The following is a 19,895-nucleotide window of genomic DNA, read 5'->3' as shown; positions in this document are numbered from 1 at the left end:
GGCCTCAGCCCGGCTGGCTGTGCTTGTCGGCCCGCGCCCGCCCGAACAGCTGCTCCTGTTCGAGATGGGCGCGCTCCGCCGTGTAGAACTCGGTCAGGAAGCGTCGGATCTCCGCGGCCGGAACCGGCGCCGTCCACTCGATCTTGCGGCAGATCTTGCCGCAGACATCGGCCAGCAGCCGGTCGGTGTCGGCCGAGGCCGGCCGGCGCAGCAGCTCCTCCAGGATCTGCAGCTCGAAGGCACCGTAGGCGCCGAGCTGCTGCGGCGTGAACCGGTGGCGCGCCGAGGCCTGGACCAGGTCGGCCAGCAGCATCCGCTTCGGCACGGCGATGACGATGGTGCCAGCGATGAAGTCGCCGCCGCGCATGCGGTCGCGGTTGAACAGCGGCAGGGCCGTGAGCAGCAGCAGCCAGGCGACGAGGAACAGATCCGTCCAGGCCCCGGGGCCGAGCGACAGCACCGCGCCGAGCGGCAGGAAGATCTCGACCTCGCGCGTCAGGTTGCGGGCGACGACGGCGGCCGGCGTCAGCGGCCCGCCGCGCCGGTCGATCACGCGCAGGCCGCAGACCCGCTTGCCCGGCGTGGCGCCGCGCCAGATCAGCTCGAAATAGATGAAGTACAGGTTGCGCACCAGGAAGGCGATGAACAGCACCAGGGTGATCACGATCCCGCTGGCGCCGCCGTGCCGCAGCGCGGCGACGATGACGAGGTACAGCACAATCGTCGTGCACAGCCAGATGACCATGTCGATGGCGAAGGCCGCCGCCCGTCCGCCATGCTCGGCCAGGTCCACCGGCAGGGCCACGCCTTCCGGCGTGACGATCTCGCGCCGGCTGCGTCGCACGCCCTCCAGGAATTCCGAGACGCGGTCGGCGGCGACGGTCATCGCGCGACCTTCCGCCCGGCCAGGGTGAAATAGGCCAGCCAGAGGATCGCGGTCAGGCCGGCGATGGCGAGGCGCGCCGGGGTGTCGGCCACGAGCTGCCGCAGCCCGCCTTCGATCAGCCCGGCGATCAGGAACATGAGGACGGCGCCGACCACCAGCTGCGCCGCGTCCTGACCGCGGAAGGCGACATTGGCCAGCCGCGAGCGACGGCCGGGGAACAGGATGTTCTGTGCGACCACCAGGCCGCCGGCACCGCACAGGATGATGGCGCCGAACTCCGTCACCCCGTGGATCGAGACCCAGCCGACGAAGTCGAGCAGCAGCCCGCGGTCCTGGTGCAGGGCAACGAAGGCGCCGAAGACCAGCCCCTGATACAGCAGCAGCAGCAGGGTCGGGATGCCCGCGGCGATGCCGAGGCCGAAGGTCAGGAGGCCGACCAGCGTGTTGTGCCGGAACAGGAAGTTGGCGAACACGATGAAGGATTGGGTGAAGCCGGGCCAGGGGGCGAAGATCTCGTCCTCCAGCAGCTCCTCGCGCGTGCTGCTCTCGGACCGGCCGCCGGCCAGGTCGCCGGGCACCAGGCTGGAGAACCAGGCAGGGTTGCCCGCCACCAGCAGATAGCCGGCGACGATGCCCAGGGCGATGGCGGCGAAGGCCAGCAGGATCGGCCGGCCCGAAGCGCGCACCCGGGCCGGGAAGCCGCGCCACAGGAAGTCGCGGATGCCCTCCAGCAGGCCATGACGCGGCGCGTGCACCAGCAGGAAGGCGCGCAGCCCGAGATTCTCGAGATACAGCCGCAGATTGCGGTCGAGGGCGATGGCGCGGGCGACGGACAGCGAGGACAGTGCCGAGCGGTACAGCAGCGGCAGGCGCTGCAGCTCCTCGGCCCCGAGGGTGCCGAGGCCATGCCGTTCCGCCCGCTCGACCAGCTCCTCCAGCTCCCGCCAGGCGTCTTCCCGCCCATGCCGGAACTCGCTGCTGCGCAGCACGATCGTCGCCGGGTCGCCGGCCCCCTCGGCCGCGTTGGTGTCGGCGGGCGGCGTCATATCAGGCCGCGCTGCTTGATCAGCAGATAGCGGTTGATCAAGGCGACGGAGATCTCCGTGCTGGGCACGTCGATGCAATGCAGCCCCATGCGCTCCAGCCGCTCGAACACCACGCCGCGGTCGCGCTGGAAGCCCTCGGCGATCATCGCCTCGGCCACCGCGGCGAAGTCCTTCGGCTCGGCATCGACCGCCTGCTGCAGGTCGCCGTCGCGCAGCGTCACCAGAACCACGACATGGCGGTTGGCGATGTATTGCAGGCTCCCGATCATCAGCTCCGCCGTCACCGTGTCGACGAACTCGGTGAACAGGACCACCAGGGCGCGCCGCCGCAGCCGCAGGTTCAGCTCGGCCAGGCCGAGCGTGAAGTTGGTCTCCTCGGTGTTGTAGGACAGCGCCGCGATCGCGTGCTGGATGCTGGCGAAGCGCGACCGGCCGCGGGTCGGCGCCTGATAGCTGCGGATCCGGGCGTCGAAGCCGCAGATGCCGACGAAGTCGCCGGCGCGGAGGCAGATCCAGGCCAGCCGCAGCGCCGCGTTGATGGCATGGTCGAGCCGCGGGATGCCGGCGATCCGCTCGCGCATCAGGTAGCCGGTGTCGAAGGCGAAGACGATCTGGTGGTTGCGCTCGATCTGGAACTCCTTGCACAGCAGCCGACGGTGGCGGGCGGAGTGCTTCCAGTCGATGTGGCGCCGGTCGAGGCCGACGGTGAAGTCGCGCAGGGCCTCGAATTCCGAGCCCTCGCCGTGCTGCTGCTGGGTCTTGGTGCCGAACACCGCCTCGTTCGAGAAGAACTGCAGCGCGCCGGGCTGGGCCCCGCGGACATTGGGCACGACGTCGATGGCCGCGTCGACCGCGAAACGATGCATGCGGCGGACCAGGGCGAGGGGGCCCTGCCAGCGCAGCCAGACGGCATCGATGATGATCCGGCCGCGCTGCCGCGGCGTCAGCACCAGGCGGCCCTGCGCGCCGGTGCCGGATGTCGGCTCCAGCCGGTCGAGCCGGGCGGGGTCGAGCGGGCCGTGCTGTTCCGGCAGGACCTCGAACCGGGTCGTGCGGGTGCGGCCGGTGGTGCCGACGCGGATCTCGGCGACGCCGGTCTCGCCGATATGGATCCGGTCCGGCGCCTGCAGCTCGACCGTCAGGGCGCGCCGCGGCACGGCCAGGAGGGCGTCGGTGGCCATCGCCGCCAGCACCAGGAAGCCGTAGCTGACGCCCAGGCTCCACAGTCGCGGGTCGACCACCACGGCCAGCAGCGCGATCGGCACGCCCAGCGCGAACACCAGCACGGCGAGGGGGGTCGGCAGGGTCATCGCGGCGCGGGGATCTGCTCGAGGATGGCGCGGATCACCTGGCCGCCGGTCAGGCCCTGCATCTCGGCGCCTGGCGACAGCACGATACGGTGCCGCAGCAGCGGCTCGGCCAGCGTCTTCATGTCGTCGGGAATGACGAAGTCGCGGCCCTGCAGGGCGGCATAGGCCCGGGCCGACGTCGCCATCATGTTGGCGGCGCGGGGCGAGGCGCCGGTCTCGATCGCACTGTGCTGGCGCGTGGCCCGGACGATGTCGACGACATAGTCGATCAGCACGTCTGACAGGCGGATCTCCGCCACCGCCCGGCGCGCCTCGGCGAAATCCTCGGGGCGGACCACCGCCGCCAGGTCGAAATCGGCCAGCCGCGGCATCGCCGAGCGGTGACCGTGGCGCGCGACGATCGCCCGCTCCTCGTCGCGCGACGGATAGTCGATCAGGACCTTGAACAGGAAGCGGTCCAGCTGCGCCTCCGGCAGCGGATAGGTGCCCTGCTGCTCGATCGGGTTCTGGGTGGCGACCACCATGAACTCGTCGCCCAACGCATAGTCCTTGCCGTCGATGGTGACGAAGCGCTCGTTCATCGCCTGCAGCAGCGCCGCCTGGGTCTTCGGCGGGGTGCGGTTGATCTCGTCGGCCAGCAGGATCTGGGTGAAGATCGGGCCCTTGGTCAGCGAGAAGCTGTTGGTCTGGAAGTTGAACAGGTTGGTGCCGAGGATGTCGCCCGGCATCATGTCCGGCGTGAACTGGATGCGGCCGAACTGCAGCGCCATGCTGCCGGCGAAGGCCTGGGTGATCAGCGTCTTCGCGGTCCCCGGCACGCCTTCGATCAGCACATGGCCGCCGCAAAGCAGGGCGGTCAGCAGCAGGTCGATCACCTCATCCTGGCCGACGACGACCTTTCCGACCTCCCCCCGGATACCGTCCGTGATGGCCTGGATGCGGCTAAAGTCCATTCAGGATCTCCCGTTTCCAGCGATGGATATCGCTCGTGGCCCGGATCAGCGCTGTGCGGTCGGAGGCCGAGGCGGCCGCCGGGTCGAGACCGGCGACGACGCGCGGCAGGTCGATGGTGACGCCGCGCGCGCGGCCGACCCGGTCGAGCCAGTCGATCAGGGTGCCGCCGGCCAGGTCGCGCGGGGCGTGCAGGCGGCGGGCCACGGTGCGGATGGTCGACTGGACATAGCCGGTGGCCACCACCTCCTGATGGCCGGCGAACTCCAGCAGGTTGGCCACGTTGCGCAGCAGCGGCCGCTTGCCCGCGGCGAACAGTTCGGGGGTGGCGTCCGGCTTGCCGAAGCGCGGCATGGCCGCCCACAGCAGCATGGCGACAGCCGCGAGCGCCAGGAGGGTGACCCAGATGAAGGGGGGTCGGATCAGCAGCCGCAGCAGGTCGAGATCCGGGGCCTTGCCGGCCGCGGTGCCGCGGACGGTGGTGTCGAATACGACGTTGCCGCCGCCACGCAGCCCCTCGACCAGCCGCAGGGCCAGGGCGGCGTTCTCGCCCTTCAGCAGCCCCTGGTTCGACAGGATGTCGGGGTCGGCGACGACCCGGATCAACCGCCCGTCCCGCCGTGTCTCGCCGATCAGGATACCCTGCTCCGCCGCGACGATCGGGGTCAGGTCGCTGTCGGCGATCAGTTGCAGCATCGGCCCGGGGCTGGGCGCCGGGCCCAGCGTGTTGGTGGTCCAGGCGGCGGGCGGCGCGACCCGCACGACATGACCTTCGGCGCCGGCGCGCGCCAGCGTCCAGTCGGCGTTGCCGGGCGGCAGCGGGACGGCATCTTCGATCCAGCCGGCATGCGACTGGCTGGGCAGGCCGCGCCACTTCGGCAGCACATACAGCACGCCGGTCGCCCGGCCGATGGCGAAGCCGCTCTCCTCCGCCTCCGCCGAAGGCTGCGGCTCGGCGATGATGACGACGCTGCCCGGCCGCAGCGTCTCGCTCCGGCCGTTGTTCCGCGTCACCACCGGCAGCCCCAGGCGCTGCAGCATCCCCGCCAGGCCGGCATAGCCGATCGCCGAACGGGACAGCGCGTTGGGCCCGCTCACGACCGGACCGGTGTGGTCGCCGGTCCCGCTGCCGGCGCTCATGAAATAGATCGAGAAGGCGAAGGCGGCCGCGATCGCCGCGACCCAGCCGAGCAGGACCCGCGGCGCGAACACCGAGGCGTCGGTCATGCGCGCGCCCCCTCGCGCAGGGCCTGTCGCAGCGCCTCGTAATGATCGCGGCAGGCGCGGTAGTCCTCCGCCCCGGTCGGGTGAGTGCCGAAATAGGCGCGCTCGACCCGTTCGACGATGTCCTGCAGGGGCCGCTGCGCGCCACCCGGCAGGCCGCCCCGCCGCACGATCTCGCGGCTGGTCAGGGAATCGGCGAAGCGCAGGTCCAGGCGTTTGCGCACGTCGCTCAGGCCCTGAAGCAGCAGCGCGTGGATGGCTTCGGCGAAGCGGCCCTGCTGCGCCAGCTGGTCGGCGGCGGCCGGCACCGCCTCGCCGCCGCGCGGCGCCAGCGGGTCGGCCGCGTCTGCGGCCGTGCCCCAGCGCGACCGCCGGGCGATGCCGCCGCGGGGCAGGATGTCGCTGATGAAATAGGCAAGGACCGCGAGGGCGCAAAGGATCGCGATCCACAGGCTGACGTTGAGGGCCGAGCCTGACAGGCTGAACAGCGCTCCGGCCGGCTCGGGGGGCGGCACGGCGGTGGGCAGCTCGGTCTGGATGTCGTCGGCGCGCACCGCTGCGGCGGCGGCCTGTCCGGGGGTGGCCTGATCCGCGGCCCGGGCGTCTCCGATGCCGATGGCCAGAAGCAGCGCCATGGCGATGGCCAGGCGGAAGCGACCCGGTCCTGGTGCTGCGGCGGGACGGCGCCCCGCCACGCAGCCATCCGACATGAAGCAGGTCCCTTCGGATGGGAAAGACTGCCGCCAGGATAGCGTGGCGGCGGAGCGATGCAATGGACGCCGCCGCAATGCGAAACGGCGGGCCCGGGGACCCGCCGTTCGGTTCGTCGTCGGACGACGCCTCAGTCGCGGCCGGGGCCGACCGCCCAGGCGCCGGGGCCGAAGGCGGTGACCATCAAGAGGCCGCCGGCGATGGCGAGATTCTTCATCGCCATCAGCTGGTTCATCTGCATTTCGGCATCGGCCATGGTCCAGAAATGATGGACGACGACGATGGTCAGCAGCGCGAAGCCGGCCATGATGAAGGCGGCCAGGCGCGAGAACAGGCCGAGGATCAAGAGGACGCCGCCGCCGAGCTCGACCAGGATGGTCAGCGCGGCGAACAGCTGCGGCACCGGCAGCCCGTTCGAGGCGACATAGCCGACGAAGCCCTCGAAGCCGGTCAGCTTGCCCCAGCCGGAGACCACGAACAGGACGGCGAGGAAGATGCGGGCGAAGAAAGCGAAGAAAGAGGAAAAGGCCGACATTTCACCATCCGGGTGAGTTGATTCGATGCGTCACTATGACATCAACCGCTTCGACAGGATGGAGAAATCTGCATAAACAGTGTGTTGACCGATCGAGCCTTCAGCTCTTCACCTCGAAGCCGGCGCCGGTCGCGAACTTCCACAGGTTGCGATAGCCCAGCCGGGCGTAGGTCAGCGGATGCGCCTTGGCCGGGTCCTGCTCGGCCTCCACCACCATCCAGCCGCTGTAGCTCTTCGGCAGGGCGTCGAAGATCCGCGGGAAGTCGACCATGCCGTCGCCCGGCACGGTGAACAGCCCGCCGATAACGCCGTCGAGGAAGCTCCAATCCTCGTCGCGCACTTTCTGTAGCACGTCGCGGCGCACATCCTTGGCGTGGACGTGGTTGATCCGGCTGGCGTAGCGCCGGGCCAGCGCCGCGGGGTCACCGCCCGCCACGGTCATGTGACCGGAATCGAGCAGCAGCCCGACCGACAGGCCGGTGTGCTGCATCAGCAGGTCGACCTCGGCCTCGCTCTGCACCAGCGTGCCCATGTGGTGGTGGTAGGCCAGCCGGACGCCGTGCTTCGCCATGTGGTCGCCGACGGCGGTCAGCTTGCGGCCGAACTCCGGCCACGCATCCTCCGGCAGGGTCGGGCGCTGCGACAGGGACGTGCCGCGGTCGCCATGCACGGCGCCGGAGGTGTCGCAGAACACCATCACCTTGCAGCCGAGCGCGGCGAGCAGCGCCAGATGCGGCTCCATTGCCGCGATCTCCTCCTCGACCGAGCGGTCGAGCAGGTTGGCGCTGTACCAGCCCGAGATCAGGGCCAGACGATGCGCCTCCAGGATCGGCCGCAGGGCGTCGGCCTGGCGCGGGAACTTGTTGCCCAGCTCGATGCCGGTGAAGCCGGCCTCGCGCGCCTCGGACAGGCAGGTCTCGAGCGGCGTCTCGCCGCCAAGCTCCGGCAGGTCGTCGTTGCTCCAGGCGATCGGGTTGGTGCCGAGGGTGACGGTCATCGCGGCGGTCTCGTGCGGTCGGATGGTTGATGGATCAGGCGGAACGCCCGGTGATGGGGTGGCCGGCCAACTGCTCCTCGTAGCCGGCGCGGGCCCGGCGCACCGGGTCGCGGTCGGAGACCTCGGGGACGGCCACGTCCCACCAAGTGCCGCCGGCCTCGGTCGTCACCACCGGGTCGGTGTCGATGACGATGACGTTGGTCTGGTCGGTGGCCTTGGCGCGCAGCAGCGCGCCCTCCAGCTCGGCGATGCCGGCCACCTTCTCCGACGCCGCGCCCATGCTGGCGGCGTGCAGGGCGAAGTCGATCGGCTGGGCGCCTTCGATGTCGCGGAACAGGTTGTTGAACGACGCGCCGCCGGTCGCGTTCTGCAGCCGGTTGATGCAGCCGAAGCCGTGATTGTCGAGCACGACGATGGTGAGCTTGACGCCCTGCTGCACCGCGGTCGCGATCTCGGAGTTCATCATCATGTAGCTGCCGTCGCCGACCAGGACATAGACCTCGCGGTCCGGCCGGGCCAGCTTGACGCCGAGGCCGCCGGCGATCTCGTAGCCCATGCAGGAATAGCCGTATTCCAGATGGTAGCCGCCCGGCGCGTCGGTGCGCCACAGCTTGTGCAGCTCGCCCGGCAGGCCGCCGGCGGCGCAGACCACGACGGCGCCGCGCCCGGCCGCCCGGTTGACCGCGCCCAGCACCTGGGCGTCGGAGGGCAGGGGGGCGTTGCTGGCGGCGGTGGCGCGGTCGACCGACGCGGTCCACTCCGTGATCAGCCCGCGGGTGCGGTCGGACTGGGCCTTCGGCGCGGTCCAGGACCCCAGCGCCTCGGACAGCGCGTCGAGGCCACGCCTGGCATCGGCCACCAGCGGCAGGGCGCCGTGCTTGGCGGCGTCGAACACGGCGGCGTTCAGCTGGATCAGCGTCCGCCCCGGCGCCCGGAACAGGGCGCGGGAGCCGGTGGTGAAGTCCTGCAGCCTCGTGCCGACCGCCAGCACCACATCGGCGTCGACGGCCAGCGCATTGGCAACGCTGGAGCCGGTGACGCCGATCGAGCCGGCATTGGCCGGGTGGTTCCAGGCCAGGCTGCCCTTGCCGGCCTGGGTCTCGGCCACCGGCAGGCCGTGGCGCTCGGCGAAGCCGGCCAGGGCCTTGGCGGCGCCGGAATACAGCACGCCGCCGCCAGCGATCAGCAGCGGCCGCTCGGCCGTCTTCAGCGCCGCGACGGCCTGGGCCAGCTCGGCCTCGTCCGGGCCGGGGCGGCGGATGCGGTGGACCTGGTCCTCGAAGAACCAGGCGGGGTAGTCATAGGCCTCGGCCTGCACGTCCTGGCACAGGGCCAGCGTCACCGGCCCGCATTCGGCCGGGTCGGTCAGCACCGCCAGGGCGCGGGGCAGGGCGGTCAGGATCTGCTCCGGCCGGGTGATCCGGTCGAAATAGCGCGACACCGGGCGGAAGCAGTCATTGGCGCTGACCGTGCCGTCGCCGAAATCCTCGACCTGCTGCAGGACGGGATCCGGCCGGCGGCTGGCATAGACGTCGCCGGGCAGCAGCAGCACCGGCAGCCGGTCGACATGGGCCAGCGCCGCGGCCGTCACCAGGTTGGTGGCCCCCGGGCCGATCGAGGTGGTGACCGCCATCATCCGGCGGCGGAACTTGGCCTTGGCATAGGCGACCGCGGCCAGGGCCATCGCCTGCTCATTGTGCGCCCGCAGGGTCGGCAGATCCTCGCGATGGGCGTACAGCGCCTCGCCCATGCCGGCGACATTGCCGTGGCCGAAGATCGCCCAGCAGCCGGCGAACAGGCGCTCGCGCCGGCCCTCGTCGTCCTCGGTCCATTGCGCGGCGAGGTGGCGCACCAGGGCCTGCGCCATGGTCAAACGCACGGTTCCCATCCCTATCGCTCCCTTCAGGCCGCGGCTTGCGCTGCGGCGCGGGCATTCTCCCAGGCGGCGATCAGGCTGCCATAGCTGGCGGCCATCCGTCTCACCGCTTCGTCGTCGTCGATGCGCCCGGCGATCCAGTCCTCGGCGGCGCGGCCGAAGATGGTTCGGCCGACCGCGAAGCCGCGGCACCAGGGCTGGCGCGCGGCCAGGGCGAAGGCAGCCATCAGCTGCTCCTCCGGCGCCTCCAGCCCCAGCAGCAGCACGCCGCGGCAATGCGGGTCGTGCCGGGCGATCACCTCCTGGATCGCCGCCCAGGCGGCCTCCGAAGGCGGCGGCGGCAGCTTCCACCAGTCCGGATGGATGCCGATGCCGTAGAGATGGTCCAGCGCCCGGGCCACGGTGCGGTCGTCGGCCGGTAGGGTCTTCGGCGGGATCACCTCGATCAGCAGCTCGTGCCGGGTGGCTCGGCTGGCATCGAGCAACGCCAGCAGCTGGCGGTCCTGCTCAGCCCGGATCTCCGGCGGGTCGTCCGGATGGTATTGCACCAGGCACTTGACCACATGCTCCAGCGGCCATTCCCGCAAGGTGACGCCGACATCCGGCCCGCCCTCGAAGCGCAGCGGGCGCGACCCCGGCAGCTCGATCGGCCGGCCGATCCAGGCGCCGCTGCCGGCGGCCGCGAACAGCGCCTCGCTGCCCAGCCGCCCATCGATCAGCACGCCGAAGCCGGGCCGGTCGCCATGCGCCTGCTTCGCCGCCCGCCAGGCCAGCAGCTTGAAGTCGCCGATCCGCTCCGGATCGACGCCGTGGCGCGCCGCCATCTCCTCCAGCTGCGACCGGTGGTCGAAGGCCATGGCGTGGACCTCGGGCCAGTCGCGGATCCGGGTCGTCGCCCAATGCACCTGGTTGAGCGCGGGGTCCTCGCGCAGCCGGTGATGGGCGCTGCCCTGGGCCAGGAACTGCGACAGCTCGGTCCAGCTCGGATAGGACGGAGCGCAGCCGTGCCGCGACACGGCGAAGGCGCCGCAGGCATTGGCGTAGCGGCAGGCGGCCTCGACCGGCTCGTCGCGCAGCCAGCCGCGCAGGAAGCCGGCCATGAAACCGTCGCCGGCGCCCAGCACGTTGTAGACCTCGACCGGGAAGCCGGGGCCCTTCACCCCCTGCTCGATGTCGTCCGGGATCGCACCCGGGAACACGACGCAGCCCATCGGTCCGCGCTTGACCACGATCGTGGCCGTGCTGAGCTCCCGGACCCGGCGCAGCGCCGCCAGCGTGTCGGTGGCGCCGCCGGCGATGTGGATCTCCTCCTCGGTGCCGACGATCAGGTCGCAGTCCGGCAGGATCGCCTGCAGATGGGCGCTGACCGCCGAGCTCTCGACGAAGCGCTCCTCGCCCAGCCCGTGGCCGGTCAGGGCCCACAGCACCGGCCGGTAGTCGATGTCCAGCGCCACCTTGCGGCCATGGGCATGGGCCAGCCGCATCGCCTTCCGGCTCATCGCCGCGACCGAGGGGGTGGAGAAATGCGTGCCGGTGACGACCACGGCGCGGGCCGAGGCGATGAAGGCCTCGTCGATGTCGTCCTCGGACAGCGCCATGTCGGCGCAGTCCTCGCGGTAGAAAATCAGCGGGAAGGTGTGGCGGTCGCGGATGCCGAGGATGACCAGCGCGGTCAGCCGCTTCGGATCGCTGATGACATGGCTGGTGTCGACCCCCTCCGCCGCCAGCTGCTCGCGGATGAAGCGGCCCATATGCTCGTCCCCGACCCGGGTCAGCAGGGCGGTGCGCAGGCCCAGCCGGGCGGTGCCGACCGAGATGTTGGTCGGGCAGCCGCCGACGTACTTGGCGAAGGACGCCATGTCCTCCAGCCGGCCGCCGACCTGCTCGCCATAGAGGTCGACCGAGGACCGGCCGATGCAGATGACGTCGAGGGTGGGCTCAGCCATGACGCGAGACTCCCTCCGGGCGCCAGAACTCGGCCTGGGCGTCCATGGTCCAGCGATGCTCCTCGGTGAACTCCGGTACGGTGTAGGGGTTGCCGGCCAGGTGCCGGATCACCCAGGCGTAGTACATGCCGTAGCCGGGCGCCGCGCATTGCGCATGGTCGAAGCCGTCGAAGATCTTGATGGTGTCGTTCGCGCGCACCTTCAGCACGGTTTCTCCCAGCTCGGCATGGCCGTAGCCGCGCGGATCGGTGAAGCGGTAATGGTAGATCTCCGGCTGCGGGTGGTGGTGCGGCGGATAGCTCGACCAGCGGCCGGGGAAGGTCACCACCTCACCCAGCACCAGCTCGGCATTCGGGTCGCTGTTGCGCAGGTCGAAGATGGTGCGGACGTAGCGGTAGCAAGCGTCGTCGACCTGGCCCTTGCCGCGATGCTCGTTCGGCACGTCCGCCGGCTGGAACAGGCGGGAGGGGAAGGGCTTGGCGTTCCTGGTCTCGTAGACCGTGAACTCGGCCTCGGTCTCGGCCTGGAGGCGCACCCGGGCGCCGGCTGCGACATGCACGGCGCTGGCCGATTCATCGAACAGCGAGGCGCGGGAGAGGCGGACAGACTGGTTGTCGACCGCCACCTCGGCGGCGCCGGACATCAGCAGCCAGGCGGTCTCGTTCGCGGTCTCGATCTCGCGGCTCTCGCCCGGCGCCAGCTTCAGCACGGAAACCGCGATGCCGGTGTCGTCCTCGGGCTCGTCGAAGCGGGTGATCTGCGTCAGCCCCGGGCCGAAGCCGCCGCGGTGGCCGGTCAGATGGCGGGTCATTGGCTGGTCCTCCCCAGGGCGATTTCGATCAAATAGAACAAATATTCCATTTGACTGCAACCTCAGAATTCTGATTTTTCTATCGCGGTCGGCGGACGCCGGGCCGATGATCCGGCGCGTCGCGAGGGAGAGGAACCATGCTCAAGATCTGCCAGTTCGGTGCCGGACGGATCGGAAAGATCCATGCCGACAACATCGCCCGGAACCCGCGGACCCAACTGGTCACCGTGGTCGATGTGCACCGCGAGTCGGCTGAAGCGCTGGCCAAGCAGCACGGCGCCGCGGTCGGCGACGGCCTGGCGGCGCTGGACGGCGCCGACGCCGTGGTGATCGCCAGCTCGACCGACACCCATGCCGACCTGATCGAGGCGGCGGCCAAGGCCGGCAAGGCGATCTTCTGCGAGAAGCCGATCGACCTCGACAGCGCCCGGGTCGAGGGCTGCCTCGACATCGTCGCCCAGGCCGGCGTGCCGCTGGCGCTCGGCTTCAACCGGCGCTTCGACCCCAGCTTCGAGGCGGTCCATGCCGGCATCGCCGAGGGCCGCATCGGCAAGGTCGAGCTGGTGGCGATCACCAGCCGCGATCCGGGCCCGCCGCCGGCCAGCTACATCCGCGTCTCCGGCGGGCTGTTCCGGGACATGATGATCCACGACTTCGACATCGCCCGTTGGCTGCTGGGCGAGGAGCCGGTGGAGATCTACGCGACGGCCAGCAACCTGGTCGACCCGGCGATCGGCGCCGAAGGCGACGTCGATACCGCGGTGGTGACGCTGAAGACCGCGGGCGGCGCCATCGCCCAGATCTCGAACAGCCGTCGCGCCGTCTATGGCTACGACCAGAGGGTCGAGGCGTTCGGATCGCTCGGCATGCTGCGGGCCGAGAACCGGGCCGCGACCACGGTGGAATATGCCGGCGCCGACGGGGTGGTGCGGGACAAGCCGCTGCATTTCTTCCTGGAGCGCTATGCCGACGCCTATCGGCGCGAGCTCGACGATTTCATCGACGCGGTGCTGGAGGGGCGGCCGCCCCGGGCCGGCGGCGAGGACGGCAAGCGCGCCCTCCTGCTCGCCGACGCGGCGTGGGAATCAGTCAAGACCGGCGCCCCGGTGCGGCTGTCATGCTGAGTCATCCTCGAATTGTCCTGCGAAAGATTCTCTCCGACCCGGCCGAACGCCTATGGTCAAGGCGCTCGGCCTGAGGTTATAGTTTGTCCGGGTGTCTTCTGTAGGCTCGGCTGAGGGGTAGAGAGGCGTTACTTCGCCCGCGGGTGGTCATCACGCGCGGGCTGGTTGTCTCTAGGTAACGAATGGTCGTCTCGACAAAAACGTTCAGACCGTCCAGCACCGGCGCAAATCCGGTTGCGAGCGGACAGATTCTGGTTTCCGCTCGCGGAAGCCGCACCCTTGGTCCTGGTGCAGCACTTTCTCTTGGAGTTTCAGTTCAATGATGAACCGACGTCATCCGCCGCGCGTCGGAGGCGGCGAATATCGCCGTGACGTGACGGCAGTGGTCAAGTGGTTCAATGCGACGAAGGGCTTCGGCTTCGTCCAGGTGACGGACGGTTCGCCGGATGCGTTCCTGCACGCCTCGGTCGTGGAACAGTCCGGCCATCGCGAGATGTATGAGGGCACGAAGATCGTCTGCGACATCGCAGAAGGTCAGAAAGGCCCGCAGGTCGCGGTGATCCATCGTGTCGAGGAGCTCGGCGCTCCACCCGCCGGTGGTGGTGCCGGCGCCGGTGGCGGCTTCCGGCCCAACCGCTTCGGCGACCGCGGGGATCGCGGTGGCTTCGGCGGCGGCGGTGGTGGCGGCTTCGGCGGTGGTGGTGGCGGCTTCGGCGGCGATCGCGGCGGCTTCAGCGGCCCGGCGACCGAGGTCGAGGGCACGGTGAAGTTCTTCAACGCCGAGAAGGGCTTCGGGTTCGTGACGCCGGATGACGGCGGCAAGGACGTCTACGTTGCCTCGCGCGCGCTGCAGAAGGCCGGCCTGCCGAGCCTGAACAGCGAGCAGCGGGTTCGCCTGACGGTCCGCATGGGCCAGAAGGGCCCGATGGCGGAAGCGGTCCAGCTGCTGTGACGACGGACGCGGCCCGGGGGCGACCCCGGGCCGTTGCCTTTCGTGGCCGAGCCCCGCTCCGCCTCACCTGATCGCGTGCCCGACGATAAATCAGGGCCGCGCGCGAAGTTTACGCGCGAATTGCCGGCGGTTCGACGCCGGGCGCTGATCGAAGCCACGGCCCGATGCCTGGCCGAACGCGGCCATGGCGCTACATCGGTGCGCGAGGTGTGCGCCCGTGCCGGCGTCTCGCCCGGCTTGGTGCGCCATTATTTCGGCGGCATCGACGCCCTGATCGCCGAAACCTACCGTTCCATCGGCAGCCATGTGGCCGAGACCCTGGCTGTCGCACTGGATTCGGCGGACGCCACGCCCGAGGCGCGGCTGCGCGCCTTCATCGACGCCAGCTTCCGGCCGCCGGTGCTGGACCCCGATCTGCTGTCGATCTGGCTGTCCTTCTGGGCCCTGGTGCGCCGCGACGAGGCGATCCGGCAGATCCACCGCGACGTCTACGCCGCCTATCGCCGCCGGCTCGAAGGGCTGATCGCCGAGGCCGTCGCCTCCCACTCCCGCCGGGTCGATACAGCGGTGGCGGCGCTGGCCTTCACCGCCATGCTGGACGGGCTGTGGCTCGAGCTCTGCCTCGACCCCTCGGTGTTCACGCCGGAGGACGCCGTGCGCATCGCCAATGGCTGGGTCGACGGGCTCCTGTCCGGCAACGCCATGGGGCTGTCCCGGGATGATCCGGCGCCGCGCAGCTAGCGCTCAGCCCAGCGCGAAATCGATCACCAGCCGGCCGTCGACCCGCCCGTCCCGCAGGTCGCGCAGGCCGTCATTGATGTCGGCCAGCGCGATGCGGCGGGTCGGGCTGTGCAGCGGCGCCGACGCATGCAGCGCGATCAACTGCTCCATCTCCCGCCGGGTGCCGACGCTGGTGCCGGTGAGGGTGACGCCGGTCGCCGTCAGCCAGTATGGGGTGACCGGCACGGGCGTCGCCACCAGCGCGGCCGCGACGATCATGCCCCGTGGCCGGACGCCGCCGACCATGGCGGCCCAGGTGGCGTCGGTCGGCGCGAAGTTGATGCAGGCCTGCATGCCGCCCAGGCGTTGCAGCGCCTCGGCCGCCGTGCCGTCCGCGACCACGGCGTGGTGGGCGCCGCAGGCCAGGGCGCGCTCCAGCTTCGCCGGCGACACGTCGAGCGCGACGACGGTGGCGCCGGCGCGGACGGCCAGCTGGACCGCGAACAGGCCGAGCCCGCCGCAGCCGAAGATGGCGCAGCGCGACCCGGGGCGCAGCCCGGCCCGCCGCACCGCGCCATAGGCGGTGACGCCGGCGCACAGCAGCGGCGCGGTGGCGACCGGATCGGCATCGGCCGGCAGCCGCACCGCGTAGCGGGCGTCGACCGCGACGTAGTCCGCGAAGGCGCCGTCGACGTGGCAGCCATGGGCGCGCTGGGCCTGGCAGAAGGATTCCGCGCCGTCCCGGCATTCGTCGCACTGGCCGCAGGTGTCGTGCAGCCAGGGCACGCCGACGCGGTCGCCCGGCCGCCAGCCCGTGACCGCCGTCCCGGTCTCGACCACCTCGCCGACGCCTTCATGCCCGAGGATGAGAGGGGAGGGGCCGGGGGCGCCGTCGCTCCACAGATGCAGGTCGGTGTGGCAGACGCCGCAGGCCAGCAGCCGGACCAGTATCTGCCCGGGCCCGATCGCCGGGACCGGCACCGGCCGCACCTCCAGCTTCCGGCCCGGCGCCTCCAGCACCGCCGCCTGCATCGTCGCGGGGCGCCGCCACGCCTTCATCAGCGAGTCAGCGCCGGCCGCACGGCATCCAGCGCCGGGCGGCCGTCCCGGGTGGTGACGCCGTCGAGCCAGGCGGCCAGCCGGTCCGGACGCGCCTTGATCAGCGCCGCCGCTGCGGCCCGGGCGTCCAGCCCCTGGTCGAGGATCATCTGCATGCCGGCATTCTCGGTGTCGATGTCGAAGGCGAGATTGGCGAAGAAGCGCGCCAGGTTCGGGCAGGCGGCGGCATAGCCGGGCCGGGCGATGGTGCGCACCGTCGAGCCGCCGAAATCGGGCCCGAACTCCTCATCCCCACCGGAGAGGTAGGTGATCCTGTAGTTCAGGTTCATCGGGTGCGGCTGCCAGCCGAGGAACACGATCCACTGGTCGCGGGCGACGGCGCGCTGCACCTGGGCCAGCATGCCCTGCTCGCTGGATTCGACCACCTCCCAGTCCTTCAGCCCGTGGCGGCCGGCGGCCACCATGTCGAGCAGCGGCTGGTTCGAGCCCGGCTCGATGCCGTAGATCCTGCGGCCGAACTTGTCGGCGAAGTGGGCCAGGTCGTCGAAGCCGTGCACCCCGGCCTCCGCCACCTCGGTCGGAACGGCGAGGGTGTATTTCGCCCCGGTCAGGTTGGTGCCCAGCACCTCGACCCAGCTGTTGTCGTAATACGCCTTGAACTCGATGTCCTGCGCCGGGCGCCAATTGCCCAGGAAGACGTCGACCTGGCCGTTCTTCAGGCTCTCATAGGTGATGTTCAGGCCCAGCAGCGTGTTGGTCATCTCGTAGCCCATGGCCTCGAGCACGATGGCGGCCGTGTTGGTGGTCAGGGCGATGTCGGTCCAGCCCATATCCGCGCTGCGGATCCGGGCGCAGGACGCGTCCTCCGCCAGGGCCGTGCCCGACCAGGCCAGGCCGGCCAGCACGGCGACGATCATTGTCTTCATGACAGCCTCCCGATGAACGGGCACGGGGCCGTCTGCGCGGCCTTTGTGCCCCGGTCTCTAGCCAATCACGACGGCATTTTTTGTCAATTCAAAATTTTGTACGTTCATACAAAAAACTGAACGCTAATATAGCGGCACACCCGGAACCCGGAAGGACGATGCGCAAGCCGATCGAGGAAATCCGCCGTCGCGAGCTGATCGAGGGGGCCTATCGCGCCTTCCTGCAGCACGGCATCGGCGGCCTGACCACCGCCCGCATCTGCCGCGAGGCCGGCATGTCGCCGGGCATCCTGGCCTACTACTTCAAGAGCAAGGACGAGGTGCTGTTCTGGATGGTCCGCCACGCCAACCGCGTCGTCATGGACGAGGTGGTGCGGCAGATGAAGGCGGCGGGCAACCGTTGGGACCGGCTGATGGCCATCGTCCGGGGCAACTTCCCGGCCGATGTGTTCGACGGCAACACCGCCCGCGCCTGGCTGTCCTTCTCCGCCACGGCCGGCCGGGACCCCCAGCTCGAACGCCTGCAGCGGCTGTTCCACCGCCGCATGGTGTCCAACCTGGGAAGCTGCGTCGAAGGCCTGCTGCGGGGGGCCGAGCTGACCCGTTTCGTGCTCGGGGTCGGCGTGCTGATCGACGGCGCCTGGCTGCGCAAGGCCGGGCCGGGGGTCGAACTGGCGGCGGACGAGGCAATCGGCATGGTCGAGCAGCACATCCGCAGCGTCCTCGGCGACGGGCGGGTGCGGGCGCTGCAGGCGATGCCGTCCTAGCCGTCCCGGCCTTCTCCGCGGAGCAGCGCCCGGTTGTCCCGCATCAGCCGGACGATGCGCTCGATCACCGCCCGCACCGCGGGGTGGCGGCGCTCGTCCTGGTGCAGCACCAGCCATTGCTGGTGGCGCAGTTCCTCGATCTCCTGCAGCCGGTCGAGCTCCGGGTCGGCATCGCCGACAAAGCAGGGCAGCACCGCCCGGCCGATGCCGCGGCGCAGCAGGTCCAGGATCAGCCGCGGGTCGTTGCCGCGGACCACGGTGGCGGCGGCGTGCCGCTCCGCCACCCAGCGGGCCGAGGGGGTGACCGCGCCGTCGCCGGTGACGCCGATCCAGCGCTCCTCCAGGGCATCGCCGCGCCGGCCATAGACGGCGAAGGCGACGTCGCCGGTGCGCCGCCCGGCCAGCCACGGCTCCTCCGGCCGGCGGTTGCGCACGCCGATATCGGCTTGGCCGCGGGCGATGTCGAGCCGGGCATTGGCGGCGACGAAGTCGATCGTCCAGGGCTCGCCGGGCGCCCACAGCGCGTCGATGTGCCAGGCCAGGAACCAGGAGGTCCAGGTCCCGGCCGAGATCCGCACGGTGCGGCGCGGCGACAGGCCGTCGCGCCAGCGCTCGATGCCGGTGGCCGCCGCCTCCATCTCCTCGGCCTGGGCCAGGAACTGGCGTCCCGGCTCGGTCAGCCGGTAGCCCAGCCGCTCCCTGACGAACAGGCGCTGGCCCAGGCTGCGCTCCAGCGCCGTCATCCGCCGCCCCAGCGTGGCCGGGCTGGAGCCCGCCTGCCGCGCCGCGGCGCTCAACCCCTCGCCGCGGGCCACGGCCAGGAACAGGCGAATGTCCTCCCAGTCGACCGGGCTTTTCATTCCTGAAACGTTCATTTCGATACTGCCTGTTTCAGGGCTGGATCATAGCCGATAGCCTTCCCACCGTTGAGCTACATTCTTTTCGATACTGAAAAGGGAAGTGCCATGACCGACCGATCCGCACCGCATCCGGTCCCGCTGATCCGCCTGTGGGACGGGCGCGAGGTGCCGCGCCTCGGCCTCGGCTGCTGGGCGATCGGCGGCCCGTTCTTCGCCGGCGACACGCCGCTCGGCTACGGCACGGTCGACGACGCGGAATCGACCGCGGCCATCCATTGCGCCGTCGATCTCGGCATCCGCTTCTTCGACACCGCCGACGTCTACGGCGCCGGCCATTCCGAGGCGGTGCTGGGCCAGGCGCTGGAAGGCCGCGACGAAGTCGTGGTCGCGACCAAGCTCGGCAACCGCTTCGATCCCGCCAGCAAGCAGTACGGCGGCAGCATCGAGGAGGGCGACCTGCAGCGCGAGGTCCGCAGCGCGGTGGACGGATCGCGGCGCCGGCTGCGGCGCGACCGGCTGGACCTGGTGCAACTGCACCTCAACACGATGGCGATCGACCGGGCGGGCGAGGTGTTCGACGCGCTCGACGCGCTCCGCGCCGCCGGCGCCATCGGCGCCTATGGCTGGAGCACCGATTATCCGGAGCGGGCGGCGGCCCATGCCGAACGAGCCGGCTTCGTCGCCGTGCAGCACGGCATGAACCTGTTCTTCGACGCGCCGACCCTGTCCGGCGTGGTCGAGCGGCACGGGCTGGTCTCGATCAACCGCTCGCCGCTGGCCATGGGGCTGCTGACCGGCAAGTTCGCGGCCGGGCAGGCGCTGCCGGCCGGCGACGTCCGGGCCAACACCTTCGACTGGATGGATTACTTCAAGGACGGCCGGGTCGTGTCCGGCTTCGCCGAGACGCTGGAGCGGATCCGGCACCTGCTCTCCGCCGACGGCCGCAGCCCGGCCCAGGGGGCGCTCGCCTGGCTCTGGGCCAAGTCGCCGCGGACCCTGCCGATCCCCGGCTTCCGGTCGGTGGCGCAGGTGCGGGAGAATGTCGGCGCGCTGGAGAAGGGGCCGTTGCCGGCCGAGGCTATGGCGGAAATCGAGCGCCTGATCGATCGCCCGCCGGAGGGTGTCGCCCGCGAGCGGTGAGGGCAGGGCGGCGCGCGACCTCCCAGGCATCGCTCCACCGCATAAAGCAGCGAG

At 70.8% G+C, this 19,895-nt stretch carries 19 protein-coding genes; 5 read left to right on the top strand and 14 right to left on the bottom strand.

The window, feature by feature from the left end; translation table 11 throughout:
* Nucleotides 1-4 precede the first annotated feature (4 nt).
* The 11 genes from ACTOWL_RS04960 to ACTOWL_RS04910 form a co-directional block, all read right to left on the bottom strand.
* The gene (locus ACTOWL_RS04960) at nucleotides 5-886 is read right to left on the bottom strand and encodes an RDD family protein (RefSeq protein ID WP_441320085.1); all 882 of its coding nucleotides are present in this window, start codon (nucleotides 884-886) and stop codon (nucleotides 5-7) included.
* Nucleotides 883-1,932 (bottom strand): stage II sporulation protein M, encoded by a 1,050-nt coding sequence (locus tag ACTOWL_RS04955; protein WP_441320084.1) that lies wholly within the window; start codon nucleotides 1,930-1,932, stop codon nucleotides 883-885. The genes ACTOWL_RS04960 and ACTOWL_RS04955 overlap by 4 nt, the downstream gene beginning before the upstream one ends.
* Entirely contained in the window at nucleotides 1,929-3,242 is a 1,314-nt protein-coding gene (locus ACTOWL_RS04950) for a DUF58 domain-containing protein (RefSeq protein WP_441320083.1), read from the bottom strand. The genes ACTOWL_RS04955 and ACTOWL_RS04950 overlap by 4 nt, the downstream gene beginning before the upstream one ends.
* The gene (locus ACTOWL_RS04945; RefSeq protein ID WP_441320082.1) at nucleotides 3,239-4,195 is read right to left on the bottom strand and encodes an AAA family ATPase; all 957 of its coding nucleotides are present in this window, start codon (nucleotides 4,193-4,195) and stop codon (nucleotides 3,239-3,241) included. Before ACTOWL_RS04945 ends, ACTOWL_RS04950 begins: the two co-directional genes overlap by 4 nt.
* On the bottom strand, nucleotides 4,185-5,420 hold the full coding sequence (locus ACTOWL_RS04940; RefSeq protein ID WP_441320081.1) for a DUF4350 domain-containing protein: 1,236 nt from the start codon (nucleotides 5,418-5,420) through the stop codon (nucleotides 4,185-4,187). Before ACTOWL_RS04940 ends, ACTOWL_RS04945 begins: the two co-directional genes overlap by 11 nt.
* Nucleotides 5,417-6,127: a DUF4129 domain-containing protein gene (locus ACTOWL_RS04935; protein ID WP_441320080.1), complete on the bottom strand. Its 711-nt coding sequence runs from the start codon at nucleotides 6,125-6,127 to the stop codon at nucleotides 5,417-5,419. The genes ACTOWL_RS04940 and ACTOWL_RS04935 overlap by 4 nt, the downstream gene beginning before the upstream one ends.
* Nucleotides 6,128-6,258: 131 nt before the next feature.
* Nucleotides 6,259-6,663 (bottom strand): DoxX family protein, encoded by a 405-nt coding sequence (locus tag ACTOWL_RS04930; RefSeq protein WP_441320079.1) that lies wholly within the window; start codon nucleotides 6,661-6,663, stop codon nucleotides 6,259-6,261.
* A 100-nt stretch (nucleotides 6,664-6,763) separates the two neighbouring features.
* Nucleotides 6,764-7,660, bottom strand: coding sequence for a myo-inosose-2 dehydratase (iolE, locus tag ACTOWL_RS04925; protein WP_441320078.1), 897 nt, complete (start codon nucleotides 7,658-7,660; stop codon nucleotides 6,764-6,766).
* A gap of 34 nt (nucleotides 7,661-7,694) precedes the next feature.
* Nucleotides 7,695-9,548: a 3D-(3,5/4)-trihydroxycyclohexane-1,2-dione acylhydrolase (decyclizing) gene (gene iolD, locus ACTOWL_RS04920; protein WP_441320077.1), complete on the bottom strand. Its 1,854-nt coding sequence runs from the start codon at nucleotides 9,546-9,548 to the stop codon at nucleotides 7,695-7,697.
* 14 nt (nucleotides 9,549-9,562) lie between these two features.
* A complete protein-coding gene (locus tag ACTOWL_RS04915; RefSeq protein WP_441320076.1) occupies nucleotides 9,563-11,482 on the bottom strand; it encodes a bifunctional 5-dehydro-2-deoxygluconokinase/5-dehydro-2-deoxyphosphogluconate aldolase in 1,920 nt (639 codons plus the stop codon).
* Entirely contained in the window at nucleotides 11,475-12,293 is an 819-nt protein-coding gene (locus ACTOWL_RS04910; RefSeq protein ID WP_441320075.1) for a 5-deoxy-glucuronate isomerase, read from the bottom strand. The genes ACTOWL_RS04915 and ACTOWL_RS04910 overlap by 8 nt, the downstream gene beginning before the upstream one ends.
* 137 nt (nucleotides 12,294-12,430) lie before the next feature.
* On the opposite strand from ACTOWL_RS04910, the gene iolG reads away from it, so the two are divergent.
* The 3 genes from iolG to betI (ACTOWL_RS04895) all read left to right on the top strand — a co-directional run bounded on the left by iolG (nucleotide 12,431) and on the right by betI (ACTOWL_RS04895) (nucleotide 15,110).
* Nucleotides 12,431-13,417, top strand: coding sequence for an inositol 2-dehydrogenase (iolG, locus tag ACTOWL_RS04905; protein WP_441320074.1), 987 nt, complete (start codon nucleotides 12,431-12,433; stop codon nucleotides 13,415-13,417).
* Between the two features lie 373 nt (nucleotides 13,418-13,790).
* The gene (locus tag ACTOWL_RS04900) at nucleotides 13,791-14,369 is read left to right on the top strand and encodes a cold-shock protein (protein ID WP_441320073.1); all 579 of its coding nucleotides are present in this window, start codon (nucleotides 13,791-13,793) and stop codon (nucleotides 14,367-14,369) included.
* 42 nt (nucleotides 14,370-14,411) lie between these two features.
* Complete coding sequence (gene betI, locus ACTOWL_RS04895) at nucleotides 14,412-15,110, top strand: transcriptional regulator BetI (protein ID WP_441320072.1); 699 nt, start codon at nucleotides 14,412-14,414, stop codon at nucleotides 15,108-15,110.
* A 3-nt stretch (nucleotides 15,111-15,113) separates the two neighbouring features.
* On the opposite strand, the gene ACTOWL_RS04890 is transcribed toward betI (ACTOWL_RS04895), so the two are convergent.
* Nucleotides 15,114-16,148, bottom strand: a complete 1,035-nt coding sequence (locus ACTOWL_RS04890) for an alcohol dehydrogenase catalytic domain-containing protein (protein WP_441320071.1) — start codon at nucleotides 16,146-16,148, stop codon at nucleotides 15,114-15,116.
* Nucleotides 16,148-17,074, bottom strand: a complete 927-nt coding sequence (gene choX / locus ACTOWL_RS04885) for a choline ABC transporter substrate-binding protein (RefSeq protein WP_441320070.1) — start codon at nucleotides 17,072-17,074, stop codon at nucleotides 16,148-16,150. Before choX ends, ACTOWL_RS04890 begins: the two co-directional genes overlap by 1 nt.
* 158 nt (nucleotides 17,075-17,232) lie before the next feature.
* Between choX and betI (ACTOWL_RS04880) the strand changes: the two genes are divergently transcribed.
* Entirely contained in the window at nucleotides 17,233-17,841 is a 609-nt protein-coding gene (gene betI / locus ACTOWL_RS04880; RefSeq protein WP_441320069.1) for a transcriptional regulator BetI, read from the top strand.
* Here the strand turns inward: betI (ACTOWL_RS04880) and ACTOWL_RS04875 are convergent.
* On the bottom strand, nucleotides 17,838-18,701 hold the full coding sequence (locus ACTOWL_RS04875) for a LysR family transcriptional regulator (protein ID WP_441320068.1): 864 nt from the start codon (nucleotides 18,699-18,701) through the stop codon (nucleotides 17,838-17,840). The two genes, betI (ACTOWL_RS04880) and ACTOWL_RS04875, sit on opposite strands and share 4 nt — an antisense overlap.
* Nucleotides 18,702-18,806: 105 nt before the next feature.
* Between ACTOWL_RS04875 and ACTOWL_RS04870 the strand changes: the two genes are divergently transcribed.
* Entirely contained in the window at nucleotides 18,807-19,841 is a 1,035-nt protein-coding gene (locus ACTOWL_RS04870) for an aldo/keto reductase (RefSeq protein ID WP_441320067.1), read from the top strand.
* Nucleotides 19,842-19,895 lie beyond the last annotated feature (54 nt).

Origin of the sequence: Inquilinus sp. CA228 (genome assembly GCF_052078665.1) — a bacterium.
GTDB lineage: Bacteria > Pseudomonadota > Alphaproteobacteria > DSM-16000 > Inquilinaceae > Inquilinus.
This window is presented reverse-complemented; position numbering and strand designations above follow the sequence as displayed.